This window comes from Burkholderia sp. HI4860, from assembly GCF_002223045.2.
Taxonomy (GTDB): Bacteria; Pseudomonadota; Gammaproteobacteria; order Burkholderiales; family Burkholderiaceae; genus Burkholderia.
Genome location: NZ_NKFO02000001.1, coordinates 2098550 through 2114111, shown reverse-complemented (window position 1 = coordinate 2114111; position 15562 = coordinate 2098550). Strand labels below are relative to the sequence as shown.

Below are 15562 nucleotides of genomic sequence, written 5' to 3'. Positions count from 1 at the left end.
AGTCAACGGTGCGCCTTAGCGCGAACTGCGCTGACTGCATGGGGAACCACACAATCAGTCATGAGGAAAGCACGACAGTGAACGAGAAGACCTACGGCGGCCTCACGCTTGCCGAAATCAAGGAAGCGCTGAAGCACTGCGACGACGCGGGCATCGGCATTGACGACTATTTCATGGATGGCGCGGTTGGCTGCAACATCGTGGAAGACCTCGTTGCACGCCTGGAGGACTGCCATCAATGAATCTCATCGAGCAATTTGACAGCATCCTGGCGCAGCTCCAGGAAGTAGGCGTGAAGGGCCTCATCGCAGGCGGCGCAGTACGTGACCACATCCTGGGCAAACAGGTGAAGGACATCGACGTGTTCGTTGCCCATGATCCGGATGTGGTCAGCAAGCTCCAGGCCGCGTTCGGCGTCCTCCACGTGAACCCCAGCCTGGCCGCTGAGTACATCGGTGAGGTTGGCCAGAGTGAAGTCTCTCACGTGTACGGGGTGACTAGCTCCAGTGACCCGTTCGACACCGCGAACACCCATCGCGTTCCGGTTCAGGTCATCGTACTGGCTCCTGGCATGGACCCGCTGGACCGCGTGAAGCATCACGACTTCGGCATCTGCCAGTGCTGGTACGAAGGTGCAGGGAAGAATGGCTTCACTGGCGCGTTCTTCGATGACGCTGCCAGCAAGCAATTCACCCTCTCGCACTGCGAAGACCAACACCAGTTCGACCGCTCGATGCGTCGCTGGGAACGCTTCAAGGAGCGCTTTCCGGAGTTCAGCCTGTACGTGCCCTTCCGTTTCCGGGAGTACACGGAGGTGTTCGCATGAGCGCCCTGAGCATCCCTGAAGTCATCCAGCTCTTCGATGACGAGGACGAACGGCTGGAGGAAGTTGAGCGCGGAGCGTGGGAGTCCGATGGTAAGTACGAGCTCCGAACGGACATCGTGAAGGACACCCATACGGGCAAGTTCTACGCTATCCATCAGAACCGCTCAGGCAGCTACTGGAGCGAATACGAGTATGGTGACACTGAAGCCAATGAGGTGAAGCCGGTACAGGTGATGGTCACCCAGTGGGAAGCGGTGGAAGGTTGACAACCACGCTTCTCATCGACGCGGACATCGTTGCATTCAAGATTGCCTCCACGGCTCAGCGCGCCTTCAAGTTCGAAGACGACGAGACCGGGGAGGTAACTGAATGCCTCCAGGTAGACGAATGGGAAGAGGTAGCTCCACGGCTCGATGAGCTGATGCAGGAGTACCTGACGAAGACGAAGGCAGACGACCTCATCATCTGCCTCTCGTGCCCCACCGAGGAAGGCTGGCGTATCGGCATCTACCCGGAATACAAGGCGAACCGCGACTACTCGAAGCGGCCGGTCTACCTCAGTGCCTGTAAGGACTACCTTGCGGAGCACTACCGTAGCTACCGGAAACCCACGATGGAGGCTGATGACATCATGGGCATCCTCTCCACGCATCCCAAGCTGGTCCCTGGGAAACGCATCATCGTGTCCGAAGACAAGGACCTCCAGACCATCCCCGGCTGGCTCTGGAACCCCGCTAAGGACACCAAGCCGCGTCTCATTGCTGAGGAACAGGCTGACTACTTCCACCTCTACCAGACCCTCATCGGGGACACCACGGACGGCTACAAGGGTTGCCCTGGGATTGGCCCGGTGAAGGCTGAGGCCATCCTCAAGGAAGGCGGCTGGGAGGCTGTAGTGGCTGCGTATGAGCGTAAGGGGCTGAAGGTGGATGACGCCCTTCTCCAGGCACGTGTGGCGCGCATCTGCCGCGCTACTGATTACGACTTCAAGAAACAGGAAGTGATTCTTTGGAACCCGCAGTAAAGAACGGCAAGACCTGCCTGGACTGCAAGCACGGGAAGATTGACCTCAGCAATGGGGCGGTCCAGTGCGCAGTCCAGGAACGAGCAGTGATCCAGTGGTTCACCACCCCAGCCCTCTGCAACGATTACAAGGACCAAGCTTGAGCCAAGAACGAGACTGCAACACGTGTGCTCACCACGTACAAGGACGAGTCCCCCCGCACTGCGTAGGCTGCTTGGAATGGTGCTGGGACAACCCCAAGGCAGTGAAGCTTCCCAAGTGGCAGCCCATCAAGACCGACTCGCTTTCCGGGGAGAGCCCGCAAGTGGTCATCACCGATGAGGTCACAGCACTCACCCGGCAGGTGGGCGGCTCGCACTACACCGGCCTGGCGATTCAACCGATGGAGTACTCGGTGGCCAATGGACTGAACGCGTGTCAGCACACGGCCATCAAGTACATCACCCGTAAGAAGGGCGACCGAGTAAAGCGACTGGAGGACCTGGACAAGGCCATCCATTCGCTGGAGATGTACAAGCAGTTCATCATCGACGGAAAGCTGGAAGACTAAGCGGTTCCCGCTGAGGCCCGAAAGCACTGGGGTTCAGCGGGTTAGTCATCCTAAACCCCGACTCTCGCTCTACGCCAATTTTGCAGATTAACTGATGCTTTATAGGGCGTATGTCTGATTCCCTCTCATCCCGCATTGGCAGCCTCATCAGCCCTGACCTACTCAAGGCCCTTGATGAGCTGTATCCCCTACGCCTCCCCGACCCAAAAGATTCCCTTCAGGAACTCTGGATCAAGGTCGGAGAGCGCCGCTTAGTCGAAGTCCTGCACGCGAAGTTCGCAGAGGCTAATGACCCCTCCTGAGGTTCCTCCCTATGTGCATGTCCGCACCGAACGCTCCCAAGCAGCAACCGGTAGCGCCGCCGCAGACGCCCAATCCGATGGCCAACCCCGATAACACCCCTAACGCAAACACGGTAGGCGGTCAGCGGGCCGCATCGAATGGGCGTAACGCGCTGCGCATCGACCTGACTACTCCCACCACGGCAGCAACCGCAGCCAACGGGCTCACCATCCCACAAGGATGAGCGATGCTGAGAGCAGTCTCCGGGGCAGGTATGAGAAGCTGAGCGGTGACCGCTACGCGTACCTTGAACGCGGGCGTGACTGCGCTAAGCTGACCATCCCCACCCTACTCCCTCCTGAAGGCGCCACGAGCGCTACCCGGTTCCGCACCCCGTACCAGTCCCTTGGCGCGCGTGGCGTGAACAATCTGGCAGCCAAGCTGCTTCTCGCACTACTTCCGCCGAACTCCCCCTTCTTCCGCCTAGTCATTGACGATGTGATGCTTGTCAAGCTCACTGGCCGTGAAGGGATGCGAGCTCAGGTGGAGAACGCGCTGAGCAGCATGGAGCGCTCCGTGATGACCAACATCGAGACCAGTGGACTCCGCACGTCGGCGTTCGAAGGCCTCAAGCTTCTCCTTGTGACTGGCAACGTGCTGTTCTTCCTGGCTCCTGAAGGGGGCATGAAGGTGTTCCGTCTTGATCGCTATGTGGTCAAACGGGACCCTATGGGGAACGTGCTGGAAATCCTCACGAAGGAGAACGTGTCGCCCATGGAGCTCCCGGACAACATTCGGGCTGCTGTCATGGCGAACAAGAGCAACGATGACAATTGCGACACCGTCGAGGTCTACACGTGCATCAAGCGCACGGAGACGAACTGGAAGGTATGGCAAGAGGCGAATGGCATTGACCTGCCTGAGTCTCACGGCTCGTACCCTCTCGGTAAGTCCCCCTGGATTCCTCTGCGGTTCATTGCAGTGGACGGCGAAGACTATGGACGTGGTTTTGTCGAAGAGTATCTGGGTGACCTTCAGTCACTGAACGCTCTCCGCAAGGCCATCGTCCAGGGCTCCGCTGCTGCCGCTAAGGTCCTCTTCCTGGTCAAGCCGAACTCCACCACGAAGCTCCGTGTACTCACTGAGAGCGAATCCGGAGCGGTGAAGGAAGGTAATGCCGAGGACGTGACCGTGCTCCAGATGCAGAAGCAGGCTGACTTCGCAGTGGCAAAGCAGACGTGTGACACGATCACTGGCGAGCTTTCGTTTGCGTTCCTCCTGAATACCGCCATCCAGCGGGCTGGAGAGCGCGTCACTGCGGAGGAAATCCGCTACATGGCGAACGAGCTGGAGAGCTCTCTGGGTGGTGTCTATTCGACGCTCAGTCAGGAGTTCCAGCTCCCTCTAGTCCAGCGCGTGATGTTCCAGATGGAACGCCAAGGCAAACTCCCGGCCCTCCCGCAGGGAACCGTGAAGCCAGCCATCACGACCGGCATCGAGGCCATCGGACGCGGTAACGACCTCACGAAGCTCCAGCAGTTCATGACCTCGCTGGAATCGCTTGGTCCTCAAGTAGCCCCCACTTACGTGAACATGGGTGACCTCATCAAGCGCACTGGCGCTTCGCTGGGCATCGACATGAACGGGCTCATCAAAACGGACGAGCAGATTGCAGCAGCAGAGCAGCAAGCTCAGATGCAAAACATGCTCCAGCAGCTTGGCCCCAATGCTGTCAATCAGCTTGGCGGTCTCATGAAGCAGAACATGCAGGGCCAGCAGGCCGCTGCACCTACACAAGGACAGTAATGGCAGACGCAACCCCCATCGCATCGGCTGAACCGGTGCAGACCGAAGCAGCGCAAGCATCGAAGGCAAAGCCCGCGAAGACCCCGGCAAAGACGCTCGTGGATGGCTTCGTGATTCCGGAAGGTGCGGTTCAGATCGAATCGCACGAAGCCTACCGGATGGACTTTTGATGACGGACAAGACCAACGCATCGGCTGACCCGAACGCGGTCAATACTCCGCAGCCGGGTACGCCTGAATACGACGCTGCGATGGTCGCAAAGTACGACGCAGCGAACCCGCAAGCTGTCACCCCGGAACCGGCAACGCGCCCCGAGCACGTGCCGGAGAAGTTCTGGAACGCAGAGACTGGCCAGGTTGATATGGTCGCGTGGTCTCAGTCCTACAAGGAGCTGGAGCAGAAGCAGTCTCAAGCTCCCGCCCAGGACCCGGCAGCCAAGCCCGCAGTGGGCGCTGATGGCAAGCCGGTAGAAAGCGCTGACGATGCCGCTAAGGTTCTCGAAGGCAAGGGCCTGGACATCAACGCGTTCAGCCAGGAATTCCAGAGCGCTGGCGGTCTATCGGAAGAGTCGTACTCGAAGCTCGAAACCGCTGGCATTCCGAAGGCAATGGTCGATGCGTACATCGCTGGCCAGGTTGCACTTGGCGAGCAGCGCAACGCTCAGGGCTACGAGATTGCCGGTGGCAAGGACGAGTTCGCGAAGATGACCGAGTGGGCCAAGACCGGCTTCAACGCGGCCGAAATCGCAGCGTTCAACACGGCAGTGACTGGAACGGCGGAACAGATGCAGCTTGCAGTGGCTGGCCTGAGGGCTCGCTACGAAGCCGCTAATGGCCGCGAACCGGGCCTGCTGGGTGGCAAGCCTGGCAACGCTGGTGCTCCGGGCTACGCATCCCGAGCTGAGATGACCGCTGACATGAAGGACCCGCGCTACGCCAAGGACCCGGCATTCCGGGCAAAGGTCGAGTCGAAGCTTGCGGCCACCACGGCCTTCTAAGCGATGGGCTTCCTTCACATGAAGGGGGCCACGGTGAATACCAGCGGGACACTGCTGGCCACCGCTCGTCCCCTCGGGACCAACAAGATGGACCTCACGAATCCGGCTCTGGATCACGGGACGGTAATCAAGTACGGTAACGAGCTCATTCCGATTCACGAAGCTATCCGCATGGGCATCTTGTGGCGCGACGCTACGAACACCCTTGTGGAGCTGTACCCCGCTCAGCCGGTCACCAGGACTGACGCATAGCTTGAATTCGAACAGCCAGCGCCTATAGTCCAGATGGCTCCTTGATGGAGGTCATCATGACTGACTTCGAACTGACCGTGATTAAGCTGCGATTGCTGGAGGCCTGGATTGAAACTGACGAGCTCATCGAGTCTCAGTCACGTAAGACCAGCCACATCTCCATAGCTCTCGCAGGGATCAAAGCCAAGCTCGATGAGGCGCTGGCTGCTGTCGATAAGCATGCTCCTAAATTGACCAGCTCCTGACGTGCTGGAATCAGAAACGTCATTGCATCACCCATCCCTCAAGTACATCTACACGGAACACTTGGCCTCCCTGAGGGGAGACAACCTTGCACACGTCCGCTGTCTGCATGTCCTCTGAAGTGAACCCTCCAAGGCCACCCTCTGGCCGCTTTTCACTCATCCAAGGATTTACACAATGGCAGATGCAGTTGTCATTCGCCCCGGCCAGGTTAATGGCGCGGGCGCTACCGATGCTCTTTTCCTGAAGGTCTACGGCGGTGAAGTTCTGACCGCGTTTGAGCAGAACAACATCGTGATGCCGTTCCACACGGTCCGCACGATCAGCTCGGGCAAGTCGGCTCAGTTCCCGGCAACGTGGCGCGTGAACGCTCGCTACCACACTCCGGGCACGGAAATCGTGGGCCAAACGTCGAACGTGAATGAGCGCGTCATCACCATCGATGATCTTCTGATCGCCGATGCGTTCATCGCGAACATCGACGAAGCGAAGAACCACTACGACTACCGTTCGATCTACTCGGCCGAAACGGGCCGCGCTCTGGCAGCGAACTGGGACAAGAACGTGCTCCAGGTGATGTGCCTCACGGCTCGCCTCTCGGCAACCGTTACGGGCGCATATGGCGGCACGCAGCTCACCTCGGCCGGTACGCTGTACAAGACATCGGCCGTGGACCTCGCAGCGGGCATCTACACGGCCGTCCAGACGTTCGATGAGAAGGACATCCCGGAAACGTCGCAGAAGAACGCGTTCGTCCGGCCGGCTCAGTACTACCTCCTGGCGCAATCGACGGCTCTCCTGAACCGTGACTGGACCGTGAACAACGGTGACTACAAGGACGGGACGATTCTGAAGATCGGTGGGGCCTTCATCCAGAAGACCAACCACCTCCCGAACACGAACATCACCACGGGTCCGGCTGCCTACCAAGGTGACTTCTCGAAGACCGCAGCAGTGGTCACGACGAAGGAATCGGTGGGCACGGTTAAGCTCCTGGACCTGGCTCAGGAGATGCAGTACGACATCCGCCGCCAAGGCACGCTCATCGTTTCGAAGTACGCAGTGGGCCACGGCTCGCTCCGTCCGGAATGCGCAGTGGAGCTGGTGACGACCACGTAATACCCAAGCAGCACCCCAAGGGGAGTTCTCTTTAACCGGAGGGCTCCCCTTTTTTGTTTAACTCTTCAGGGCTTCCCCAATGGCATCAGCCTTCATGACCGAGCTGGAAGCAGTCAACTTGTGCCTTGCGGCCATTGGCGAATCCCCGGTCAACACCATCATCAACTCAGGCCTGGCCGATGTTGCAGCCGCGCGCGCCAAGCTTCTCGAATTCAGCCGTACCGTTCAGTCCACTGGCTGGGCATTCAACACGGAACACCAGTTCCCCCTCAAGCGCGGCGATGACGGCACCATCACACTCCCCGCGAATGCGCTGAAGGCATCCATCGACCGACGTTCAAGCGACGCTCAGGCAGCTCAGCGTGGCCAGCGAATGTACGACAAGAAGAACCACACGTACATCTGGGACCGTGACCTGAAGGCTGACCTGGTGTTCTTCATGGACTGGGATGAGCTCCCGCAAGCCGCTCGCCAGTACATCGCAATCTGCGCAGCTCGCTCATTCCAGGCCACCTCCTTCACGTCTGACACCATCGACAAGCTCACTGAGAATGACGAGCTGAAGGCACTGGTGGCCCTTAAGGATGCTGAGGGTGATAACGGGGACTACAACATGTTCTACGACAGCTACAGCGTGGCCGATGCGTGGATGCGCCCGGACACCGCGATTCTCTATAACGGGTCCTCGGCTTGACGCTCATCAATAAGAGCATCCCCAGCCTGTTCAATGGTGTCAGTCAGCAGCCTCCCACGCTCCGACACGACACCCAGGCTGAACTCAGCGAAAACGCCTACCCGACCATCGCGACCGGTCTTCGGAAACGCCCCCCGCTCTCCTTCCTTGCGCTACTCACCCGCTCGGTCATCACCAACGCAGCAGTACACATCATCAATCGCTCCACTACTGAGCGCTATGTGGTGTTCGCGGTGAATGGGTCATTGCAGGTCTACAGCCTGTTGGATGGAACACCACGCACAGTGACGTTTCCCAGCGGCACCGCTTACCTCGCATCAGCGAATCCTCAACAGGACTTTGGCTTTGTCACGGTGGCGGACTACACGTTCATTCTGAACCGCTCAATGCGGGTAGCTCAGGGAAGCCCCAGCGCGTCCAATCCGGGGAACGTGGCGTACTTCTACGTTGCCCTGGCGCAGCCGCAGATGACCTACTGGGCAACCGTAGACGGTATCACGGCATCGTTCGGGACTGGCGATGTGGCGAACGACTCCCACTCCATCGCTGGCTCAATCTCAGCGAACCTGTCCACAGCTCTGGGTGCTGGCTATTCGGTCGGGGTGCTGCCGAACACGTCCATCGTAAAGGTCACAAAGACTTCCGGAAACATCACCCAGGCCTCATGTGCAGACGGCTACGGCAATACCGCGCTGCTGGACATGAACAAGGCAGTGACGACATTTGGAAAGCTCCCTCCGACATTCGAGACTGGTTACACCATGACCATCTCCGGTGACCCTCAAGGAGGCACGAGCGCGTACTACGTGACCTGGAACGGGACGGCCTGGCAGGAAACAACGAAGCCAGGACTGACGAACTCTATCGTTTCCGACACGATGCCGTGGAAGCTCGTAAGGCAAGCTGACGGCTCCTTTTCGTTCTCTCCAGTAACCTGGGAGTCTCGCAAGGTGGGCGATGACGTGACGAACCCTGCGCCTTCGTTCGTGGGCCGGACAATCGCTGACATCTTCTACTACCGGGGACGGCTCGGTTTCCTATCGGATGAGAACGTCTGCATGTCCCGAGCTGGGCAGTACTACAACTTCTGGGGCAAGACGGCCACCGCAGTCATCGACACAGACCCCATCGATACCAACGTGGGAACCACGAAGGTCTCCATCCTCAAGTACGCAGTCCCGTTCGACAAGACCCTTCTCTTGTTCTCCGACCAGACCCAGTTCCAGCTTACTGGCGGGCAAGAGCTGATGAGCCCGAAGACAGTGCGCGCTGATGTCGCTACGGAGTTCGATAGTGGCACCGCAGCACGGCCGGTAGGCGTTGGGCAGGCGGTGTACTTCGGCGTCACCGCTGGGCAGCACACGGGCCTTCGCGAGTACTACGTGGATTCCACCACGTTGACTAACGATGCCGCAGACGTGACCGCGCATGTTCCCTCGTACCTCCCTGCTAATCTCTTCAGCCTGGTTGCTAGCTCATCAGAGGATGTCATCTTTGCGCTCTGCCGCGATGAGCCGAACGTGGTGTATGTGTACAAGTTCTTCTGGTCGGGCAACACCAAGCAGCAGAGCGCGTGGCTAAAGTTCGTCTTCGATGCTGGAACGTCGGTCCTGGGAGCTGAGTTCATCAACAACCGCTGCTACTTCATCCTCAACCGCAGCGATGGGACGTATCTCGAAACGATGGACCTCCAGTCTGACCTATCGGACGCTGGAATGGGCTTCGTCATCCACCTGGACCATCGCGTGTACGTGTCCGGGACGTATGACCCCGTGACCCGCGTGACCTCCTTCACGCTCCCTTACGCGGTTCCCGCGAGTGGCTACACGATGGTCGCCGGTGAGGCGTTCACAAGTCTCGTGGGGAAGAAGATTCCGTTCACCGCAAACGGCGGCTACACGGTCACCGCTCCTGGTAACTGGACAGCAGGTCCAGTCTTCTTCGGGCAGGACTACGTGAAGCGATATCGGTTCTCGGAGCAGTACGCGAAGGACCAGAACCAGGTCGCTATGACCAATGGCAAGCTCAAGCTTCGCCGCTTCTACGTGGACTACACCAACAGCGGCTACTTCCGCGTGGAGGTTCAGCCGAAGGCTCGGGACACGTACACGTATGTCTTCAGCGGCCACACGCTGGGCACGAGCTCGGCAACGCTCGGCGTTCCGTCCATCGAGTCCGGGACATTCAAGTTCCCCGTGATGACCGCGAATGAGGGCGTGCGTATTGAAATCGTCAACGACTCCTACCTCCCATCCGTCTTCCAATCCGCTGGCTGGGATGCTGAGTTCGTGAGCTTCGGGAGGCGCATGTGATGATCCGCATAGCAACACCAGCGGACTGTCGTAGCCTCTTCCCCAGACTCCGCGAGCAGGACCGAGTGGAGATTGCGCTGTCCTCCGGCGATGCCACTGAGGGGCCACTGCTGCGGTCCCTGGAGGCATCCAAAGAGGCATGGGTGGCGGTTGATGAGAACAACATCCCGTTCTGCATCTACGGGGTTGCTGAGGTCGATGGCTTCGGCAGCCCCTGGATGGTTGCCACTCCGGAGGTCTACAGGTTCTCCAAGCGGCTCGTGAAGGATGGCCGGAAGTGGATAGCTGAGATTCAGGAACCTGTCCGCATTTTTGTGGGCGAGGCGGTTGAACAACAGGTTATCCACGCGCCTGCGTGAATCGCTCGCCGAACAGGATAGCAAACTGGTTCATCGCTGATTTCCAGTCGAAGGCGGCCCGCACGGTCTTGGCCAGCACGTTGCGCAGCGCCAGCCAGAGCAGCTTGATCGCCGCCTCGTCATTGGGGAAGTGACCACGGGTCTTGATGATCTTGCGCAGTTGCATGTTCAGACTTTCAATGGCATTCGTTGTGTACACGACCCGTCGAATCTCCGGCGGAAACACGAAGAACGGTATGACGTGCTCCCAGGCGCGCTGCCACGATTGCACGATGGTCGGATATTTCTCGCCCCACGGGCCGTCGGCGAAGTCCTGTAACGCCTGCCTTGCCGCCTCTTCGCTAGCGGCTGCGTAGATCGGGCGCAGGGCTGTGGCGAGCGCCTTACGGTCCTTGTAGCTGGCGTACTCGAGGCTGTTGCGGATCAGATGCACGATGCAGGTCTGAACGGTTGTCCGCGGATAGGCTGCACTGATGGCCTCGGTCAGCCCCTTCAGGCCATCGACCACGGCGATCAGGATGTCCTGGCAGCCGCGCGTCTTGAGTTCGTTGAACACCTTGAGCCAGAACTTGGCGCCCTCGGTCTGCTCGATCCAGAGGCCCAGCACGTCGCGCTGGCCGTCGGCCTGGATGCCCAAGGCCAGATAGACGGCCTTGTTGCTGACCACGCCGTCGTCGCGGATCTTGACCCGCAGCGCATCGAAGAACACCACCGGGTACATTGGCTCGAGCGGGCGGTTCTGCCAGCTCAGCGCCTCGGCCATCACCTCGTCGGTGACCGAGCTGATGAAGTCGGGCGACACTTCGGTGCCGTAGTGCTCGGCCAGAAACCCTTGAATCTCGCGCACACTCATGCCGCGGGCGTACATCGCGATGATGCGTTCGTCGAAGCCGGTGAAGCGGCGCTCGTGCTTGGGAATCAGAATCGGCTCGAAGCTGCCGTCGCGATCGCGGGGGACTTCGACCCGAACCGGGCCACGATCGGTGATGACCGTCTTGCCGCTGGCGCCGTTGCGCTCGTTGGCTTGCCCGGTAGGCTTGGACTGGCCGGACGGGTAGCCCAAATGCAGATTCATCTCGGCGCCCATTGCGCGTTCGATGATCGCTTTGTTGAACGCCAGCATCAGATCCTGGACCTCGGTCGGCGTCATCGGCCCCTTGACCAGTTGGTCCAGCAGTTCCTTGGGCAACTCAGGCAGCGGCCCGCGGGCCGCTGCCTGACGCGCTACGGTTTGTCTTTTCTTCTTCATCGGCATATCCATGGCTTTTACACCTCATGATATGCCCCGCCCACAAAATGACGGATAGGTCCAGATTCAGGGGCGCTTCCCAGCTCTATTCAACTTCGTCCACTCCGAGAACACCGCTTCGATTGCCTGGCTGCGCGCCCTGGGGTTCACCATCGGGGAGCTCGTGTCGGACTACGGTGCGGCGCGCGCGCCCTTCTACCACTTCTACAGAGTACGCAATGTGTGAACCAGCTTCCATTTCAACGCTGACCACCCTCACGATGGCCAGCATGGCAGCCAGTGCGGCCGGTGCAGTTGTCGGCTACGTTGGTCAGAGCCAGGCAGCAAGCAGGCAGTCAGATGCAGCCCAAGCTGCCTATGACGCTCAGGTCACCGACACGAAGAACCAGATGACCCAGCAGGGCCAAGCAGCAGCCGAGCAGATGTCTGAGCGAGCTCGCCAAGCGATGATCGAAACGGGACACCTCCAGGCCCTTGCGACTGACTCCGGGACCAACGGCGGGGGCAGTAATGACCGCGTGACGAACGAAGCCAACTTCAACGCTGGGCAGGACATTGCAGCTATGCAGGCCAATGCGTCTTCGCAGCAGCGCCAGGCCCTCGCCGGTCTCCGTGGGGACTATGCGCAAGCAGCCTCCCGCATGGCCAGCGTGCAGCAGCCGAGCCTGATTGGTACTGGCCTCCAGATTGCTGGCGGTGCGCTGAATTCGTACACGAGCCTCCAGAAGACTAAGTACCAGGCCTCGGGCTCCGTACCGTCTTACTCATACACCTCCTAACCGAGCACATCGAAAGGTATGCCACCGAACACCACTCAGCAAATCATCCAGCGCGGTCAGGGAGACCCAGGCCAGCGCCAGGTCTCTTTCCAGCCCCAAGAGCGGCCGGTGGATACCTACCAGGCCCCCGCTCAGGATTCCACACTGTCGGGCCTGCTGGAAGGCCTGAAGAGCTTCAACCCGGCTCTTGATCACTACGTCAACCTGGAGAACCAGAAGGACGCCACGCAGGCTTTTAAGGCGGGCACCTCAGCGGGCCAGCTCAGTGACGCTGGGCTCATCGACGCGCAAACCGGAGGTATCAAGGTTCCGCCCCCGTCCGCTGACTCCCGCGTGGACCCCGCGTTCAACGATACGTTCTCTCAAGGCTATCGCAACGCGGTGGGCCTGAAGATTGGCAATCAGGTTCAGACGGACATCCTGAGCGCCTACCAGGAGCACAAGAACCAGGACGGGTTCGACCCGGAGAAATTCCTCCACGAGCAGGTTGCGCAGCACACGGCTGGCCTCACGGACCCGGCGATTGTCGATCAGGTCTCCAAGAGCGTCGCCACGACGGCCGATAGTGTCCGCAAGGACTTCGCTCAGGTCCAGTTCCAGCGCCTGAAAGAGACCGCCGTGGGGAACTTCTCCGCTGTCGCTGATGGTGTCCTGGACCCGACCAAGAATCTCCAGCAGATGTGGGACGGGGTTCAGCAGACGCTGGAGCCGATGCGTGGTCAGATGGGCATGATGACCCGCCCTGAGATGGCTGACATGCTCCTGGACAAGATCAACAATCTATCCTCGCAAGCTGGTGGTCGGCCGGAACTGTTCGACCTGTTCACGCAGTTCAAGGACCCGCACACGGGCCTGACGCTCCAGCAGATGAACCCGAAGATTCAATCTGAGGCCACCCGCCTCCAGCATCGGGCTCTCGAAGAGCAGAACCAGCGCATCGAGCAGGCGCAGCAAACGGACTTCTTCAAGAGGACCGTAGCGGACGAAGAGGCGGCGAGTCAGGGCAAGCAGCCTGACATCAATGACTTCGTCAACCGCATCGGGCCGCTGAACCAGTTCAAGAGCGCAAGCGCGGCGCTGGGTGAGTATCGACGCCTCCAGGGGATGGCTGACGCTGCCCAGCAGAACGTTCAGGCGGTCCAGTCGGTAGGCTCCGGCACAGCCTGGGCGCTCGACAAGAAGGACGCTCAGGCGGCTCTGGATACAGTCCAGCAGCCGGACGTGAACACTCTCATGCAGGTTGCCTCTGGGAAGGTCGGAGGGGACCCCTCGCAGATTCCCCAGGTGCAGCAGGCTATCAAGTCCATCGTGGACATCACGGGCCGCTCAGGGCGCAGTGACATTGCGAACAGCAAACTGAAGGCCCTCATCGACGGAACAGTTAATGCAGTACCCCCGAAAGATGGAACGCCTTCGAGTCAGTTTAAGCTGGCGGCGGCGCTTTATGCTGGAATGCCTGACCAGATTCGCTCACTGTACTTTGATGAGAAAGCGTCCAACGTTTTCGGCTCGTATGTCCAGCAGCGTTCTTCGGGCGTAGACGACAGCCAGGCCTATCACAGCTCCTACCAGACGGTCTCTCCCGAAGCCCAGAAGATGGCGAAGGAAATCACGAGTGATCCGCAGTGGAAGACGAAGGTGGCCAAGGAGGTATCTGGGCTGACCACGAGCTGGTATCAGCGCATCCCGGTCATCGGCCGTATCTTCGGCGGTTCCCCGGAGAACGAAGAGGCCACCAGCGCGTGGGCGCGACTGGAGCTGGAGAAGTACTACATGCGGAATCCCACCGCGAGCTCCGACCAAGCGAAGACATGGATTCAACAGCAAGTGCAGTCCAACTTCGTCTACGACCCAATCAATAAGGTGGACCTCCAGGTTCCGCCTAACCAGGCGAACGACCAGACTCAAGAGGCCATCAAGAACTACCTGGACAAGGCCCGCAGTCAGTATGGTGAAGATGTGAGCCCTGGTCTCATCTACGGCAAGGATGGGAAGTACACGCTGGCCGCGTTCATCAACGGCGCTCCTGTTCACAAGCTCGCAGATGTGACGTTTGGCCAGATCATGCAGGAGACCGCAGCAACAAAGCTCCTATCCACTGATGAGCGTGCCGCAATGTCCACCCTGAAGCAGAAGCTGGGCAACGGTACGGCAACTTCTCAGGACCTCATCGATAACGCCGAGCTCTTGGCAAAAGCCACGAACCTGAAGCAGCTCAGCGATGTTACGCAAGGTCAGATTGAGAAGGTACGTGGTGATGCTTTCTCTGGTGCGCTAAACAACGTCTTCAACTTCCCCACCATGCCCACCTCCTTTGCTGGCCTCTCTGGTTCCCGCTTGACGGGCCAGGGGTCCAAGCTTCAGGTGAACCAGGCGGGCTCCTTCCTGGGCGGCGGTAACTTCTCCGCTGCGCTCACTGCGATGGGCGAAGGTCTGGTGCTCAAGGCCACCCCTGACCCTAACCCGAAGGCAGGGAACAACATCGGCTACGGCTACAACCTGAACGCCAATGCAGGGACCATCGCTGAGGACTTCCGCCGCGCTGGCATCCCCGCTACGTCCATCGACGGAATCAAGAACGGCTCCGTTCAGATCACCCCCGAGCAAGCCGCGCGTCTCCTTGAGGTCACCCTTCCACGCTACACCGACCGCGCGAAGCAAGCCGTAGAGGCTGTCAATCCTGGGCTCTGGATGATGATCAGCCAGGCGCAGAAGGCTGCCCTCACGGACGTGGCGTACCAGGTCGGAGACGTTGGCCAGTTCCACAAGGCCATCGGCGCGCTCGCCAGGAAGGACATCGCAGGCTTCAACGATGCACTGAAGGTGACCTACCTGGACAAGGATGGGAACCGCAGGGAGGACGTTCGCCGTAACAACCTCCGTTCTCTCATGATCAACGGTCCTGTCGCGTTTCTCCAAGGCATCAAGGAGGCCGCGCGGACTTCCAACTAAATCCGCACATGGCTGACTTGACTCCTTACGACAGCGCAGTAGCAGCAGTACGGGCTGACCAACAGGCCAGTCCCAGCACGGCCCCGGTAGTCCAACAGACAGCATTCCCAGGCAGCCA

General features: G+C 59.6%; 16 protein-coding genes. 15 read left to right on the top strand and 1 reads right to left on the bottom strand.

From position 1 onward, the window contains the following. The first annotated feature begins 77 nt into the window (after nucleotides 1–77). From CFB34_RS09435 to CFB34_RS09375, 13 genes are all read left to right on the top strand, one after another. A complete protein-coding gene (locus tag CFB34_RS09435; protein ID WP_179243719.1) occupies nucleotides 78–242 on the top strand; it encodes a hypothetical protein in 165 nt (54 codons plus the stop codon). After that, entirely contained in the window at nucleotides 239–826 is a 588-nt protein-coding gene (locus CFB34_RS09430) for a hypothetical protein (protein ID WP_089442729.1), read from the top strand. Before CFB34_RS09435 ends, CFB34_RS09430 begins: the two co-directional genes overlap by 4 nt. Next, nucleotides 823–1092 carry a hypothetical protein gene (locus CFB34_RS09425; RefSeq protein WP_089442730.1) on the top strand — a complete coding sequence of 90 codons (270 nt, stop codon included), beginning with the start codon at nucleotides 823–825 and terminating at the stop codon, nucleotides 1090–1092. Before CFB34_RS09430 ends, CFB34_RS09425 begins: the two co-directional genes overlap by 4 nt. After that, entirely contained in the window at nucleotides 1089–1850 is a 762-nt protein-coding gene (locus CFB34_RS09420; protein ID WP_089442731.1) for a hypothetical protein, read from the top strand. Before CFB34_RS09425 ends, CFB34_RS09420 begins: the two co-directional genes overlap by 4 nt. 244 nt (nucleotides 1851–2094) lie before the next feature. Further along, a complete protein-coding gene (locus CFB34_RS09415) occupies nucleotides 2095–2400 on the top strand; it encodes a hypothetical protein (RefSeq protein ID WP_089442732.1) in 306 nt (101 codons plus the stop codon). Between the two features lie 522 nt (nucleotides 2401–2922). After that, nucleotides 2923–4488 (top strand): portal protein, encoded by a 1566-nt coding sequence (locus CFB34_RS09410; RefSeq protein ID WP_089442734.1) that lies wholly within the window; start codon nucleotides 2923–2925, stop codon nucleotides 4486–4488. Continuing rightward, nucleotides 4488–4658: a hypothetical protein gene (locus tag CFB34_RS09405; protein ID WP_179243718.1), complete on the top strand. Its 171-nt coding sequence runs from the start codon at nucleotides 4488–4490 to the stop codon at nucleotides 4656–4658. Before CFB34_RS09410 ends, CFB34_RS09405 begins: the two co-directional genes overlap by 1 nt. Beyond that, nucleotides 4658–5485, top strand: coding sequence for a hypothetical protein (locus CFB34_RS09400; protein ID WP_089442735.1), 828 nt, complete (start codon nucleotides 4658–4660; stop codon nucleotides 5483–5485). Before CFB34_RS09405 ends, CFB34_RS09400 begins: the two co-directional genes overlap by 1 nt. Before the next feature lie 308 nt (nucleotides 5486–5793). After that, complete coding sequence (locus CFB34_RS09395) at nucleotides 5794–5982, top strand: hypothetical protein (RefSeq protein WP_143329509.1); 189 nt, start codon at nucleotides 5794–5796, stop codon at nucleotides 5980–5982. A gap of 175 nt (nucleotides 5983–6157) precedes the next feature. Beyond that, complete coding sequence (locus CFB34_RS09390) at nucleotides 6158–7099, top strand: capsid protein (RefSeq protein ID WP_089442738.1); 942 nt, start codon at nucleotides 6158–6160, stop codon at nucleotides 7097–7099. A 94-nt stretch (nucleotides 7100–7193) separates the two neighbouring features. Next, nucleotides 7194–7793, top strand: coding sequence for a hypothetical protein (locus CFB34_RS09385; RefSeq protein WP_179243717.1), 600 nt, complete (start codon nucleotides 7194–7196; stop codon nucleotides 7791–7793). After that, the gene (locus CFB34_RS09380; RefSeq protein ID WP_089442740.1) at nucleotides 7790–10105 is read left to right on the top strand and encodes a hypothetical protein; all 2316 of its coding nucleotides are present in this window, start codon (nucleotides 7790–7792) and stop codon (nucleotides 10103–10105) included. The genes CFB34_RS09385 and CFB34_RS09380 overlap by 4 nt, the downstream gene beginning before the upstream one ends. 65 nt (nucleotides 10106–10170) lie before the next feature. After that, nucleotides 10171–10464, top strand: a complete 294-nt coding sequence (locus CFB34_RS09375; RefSeq protein WP_143329510.1) for a hypothetical protein — start codon at nucleotides 10171–10173, stop codon at nucleotides 10462–10464. Here the strand turns inward: CFB34_RS09375 and CFB34_RS09370 are convergent. Continuing rightward, nucleotides 10445–11713, bottom strand: a complete 1269-nt coding sequence (locus tag CFB34_RS09370) for an IS256 family transposase (RefSeq protein WP_080001177.1) — start codon at nucleotides 11711–11713, stop codon at nucleotides 10445–10447. The two genes, CFB34_RS09375 and CFB34_RS09370, sit on opposite strands and share 20 nt — an antisense overlap. 269 nt (nucleotides 11714–11982) lie before the next feature. On the opposite strand from CFB34_RS09370, the gene CFB34_RS09365 reads away from it, so the two are divergent. Together CFB34_RS09365 and CFB34_RS09360 are read left to right on the top strand one after the other, a co-directional pair. Next, nucleotides 11983–12492: a hypothetical protein gene (locus tag CFB34_RS09365; protein WP_089444660.1), complete on the top strand. Its 510-nt coding sequence runs from the start codon at nucleotides 11983–11985 to the stop codon at nucleotides 12490–12492. 108 nt (nucleotides 12493–12600) lie between these two features. Beyond that, the gene (locus tag CFB34_RS09360) at nucleotides 12601–15444 is read left to right on the top strand and encodes a lysozyme (protein ID WP_143329574.1); all 2844 of its coding nucleotides are present in this window, start codon (nucleotides 12601–12603) and stop codon (nucleotides 15442–15444) included. Nucleotides 15445–15562: the final 118 nt, after the last annotated feature.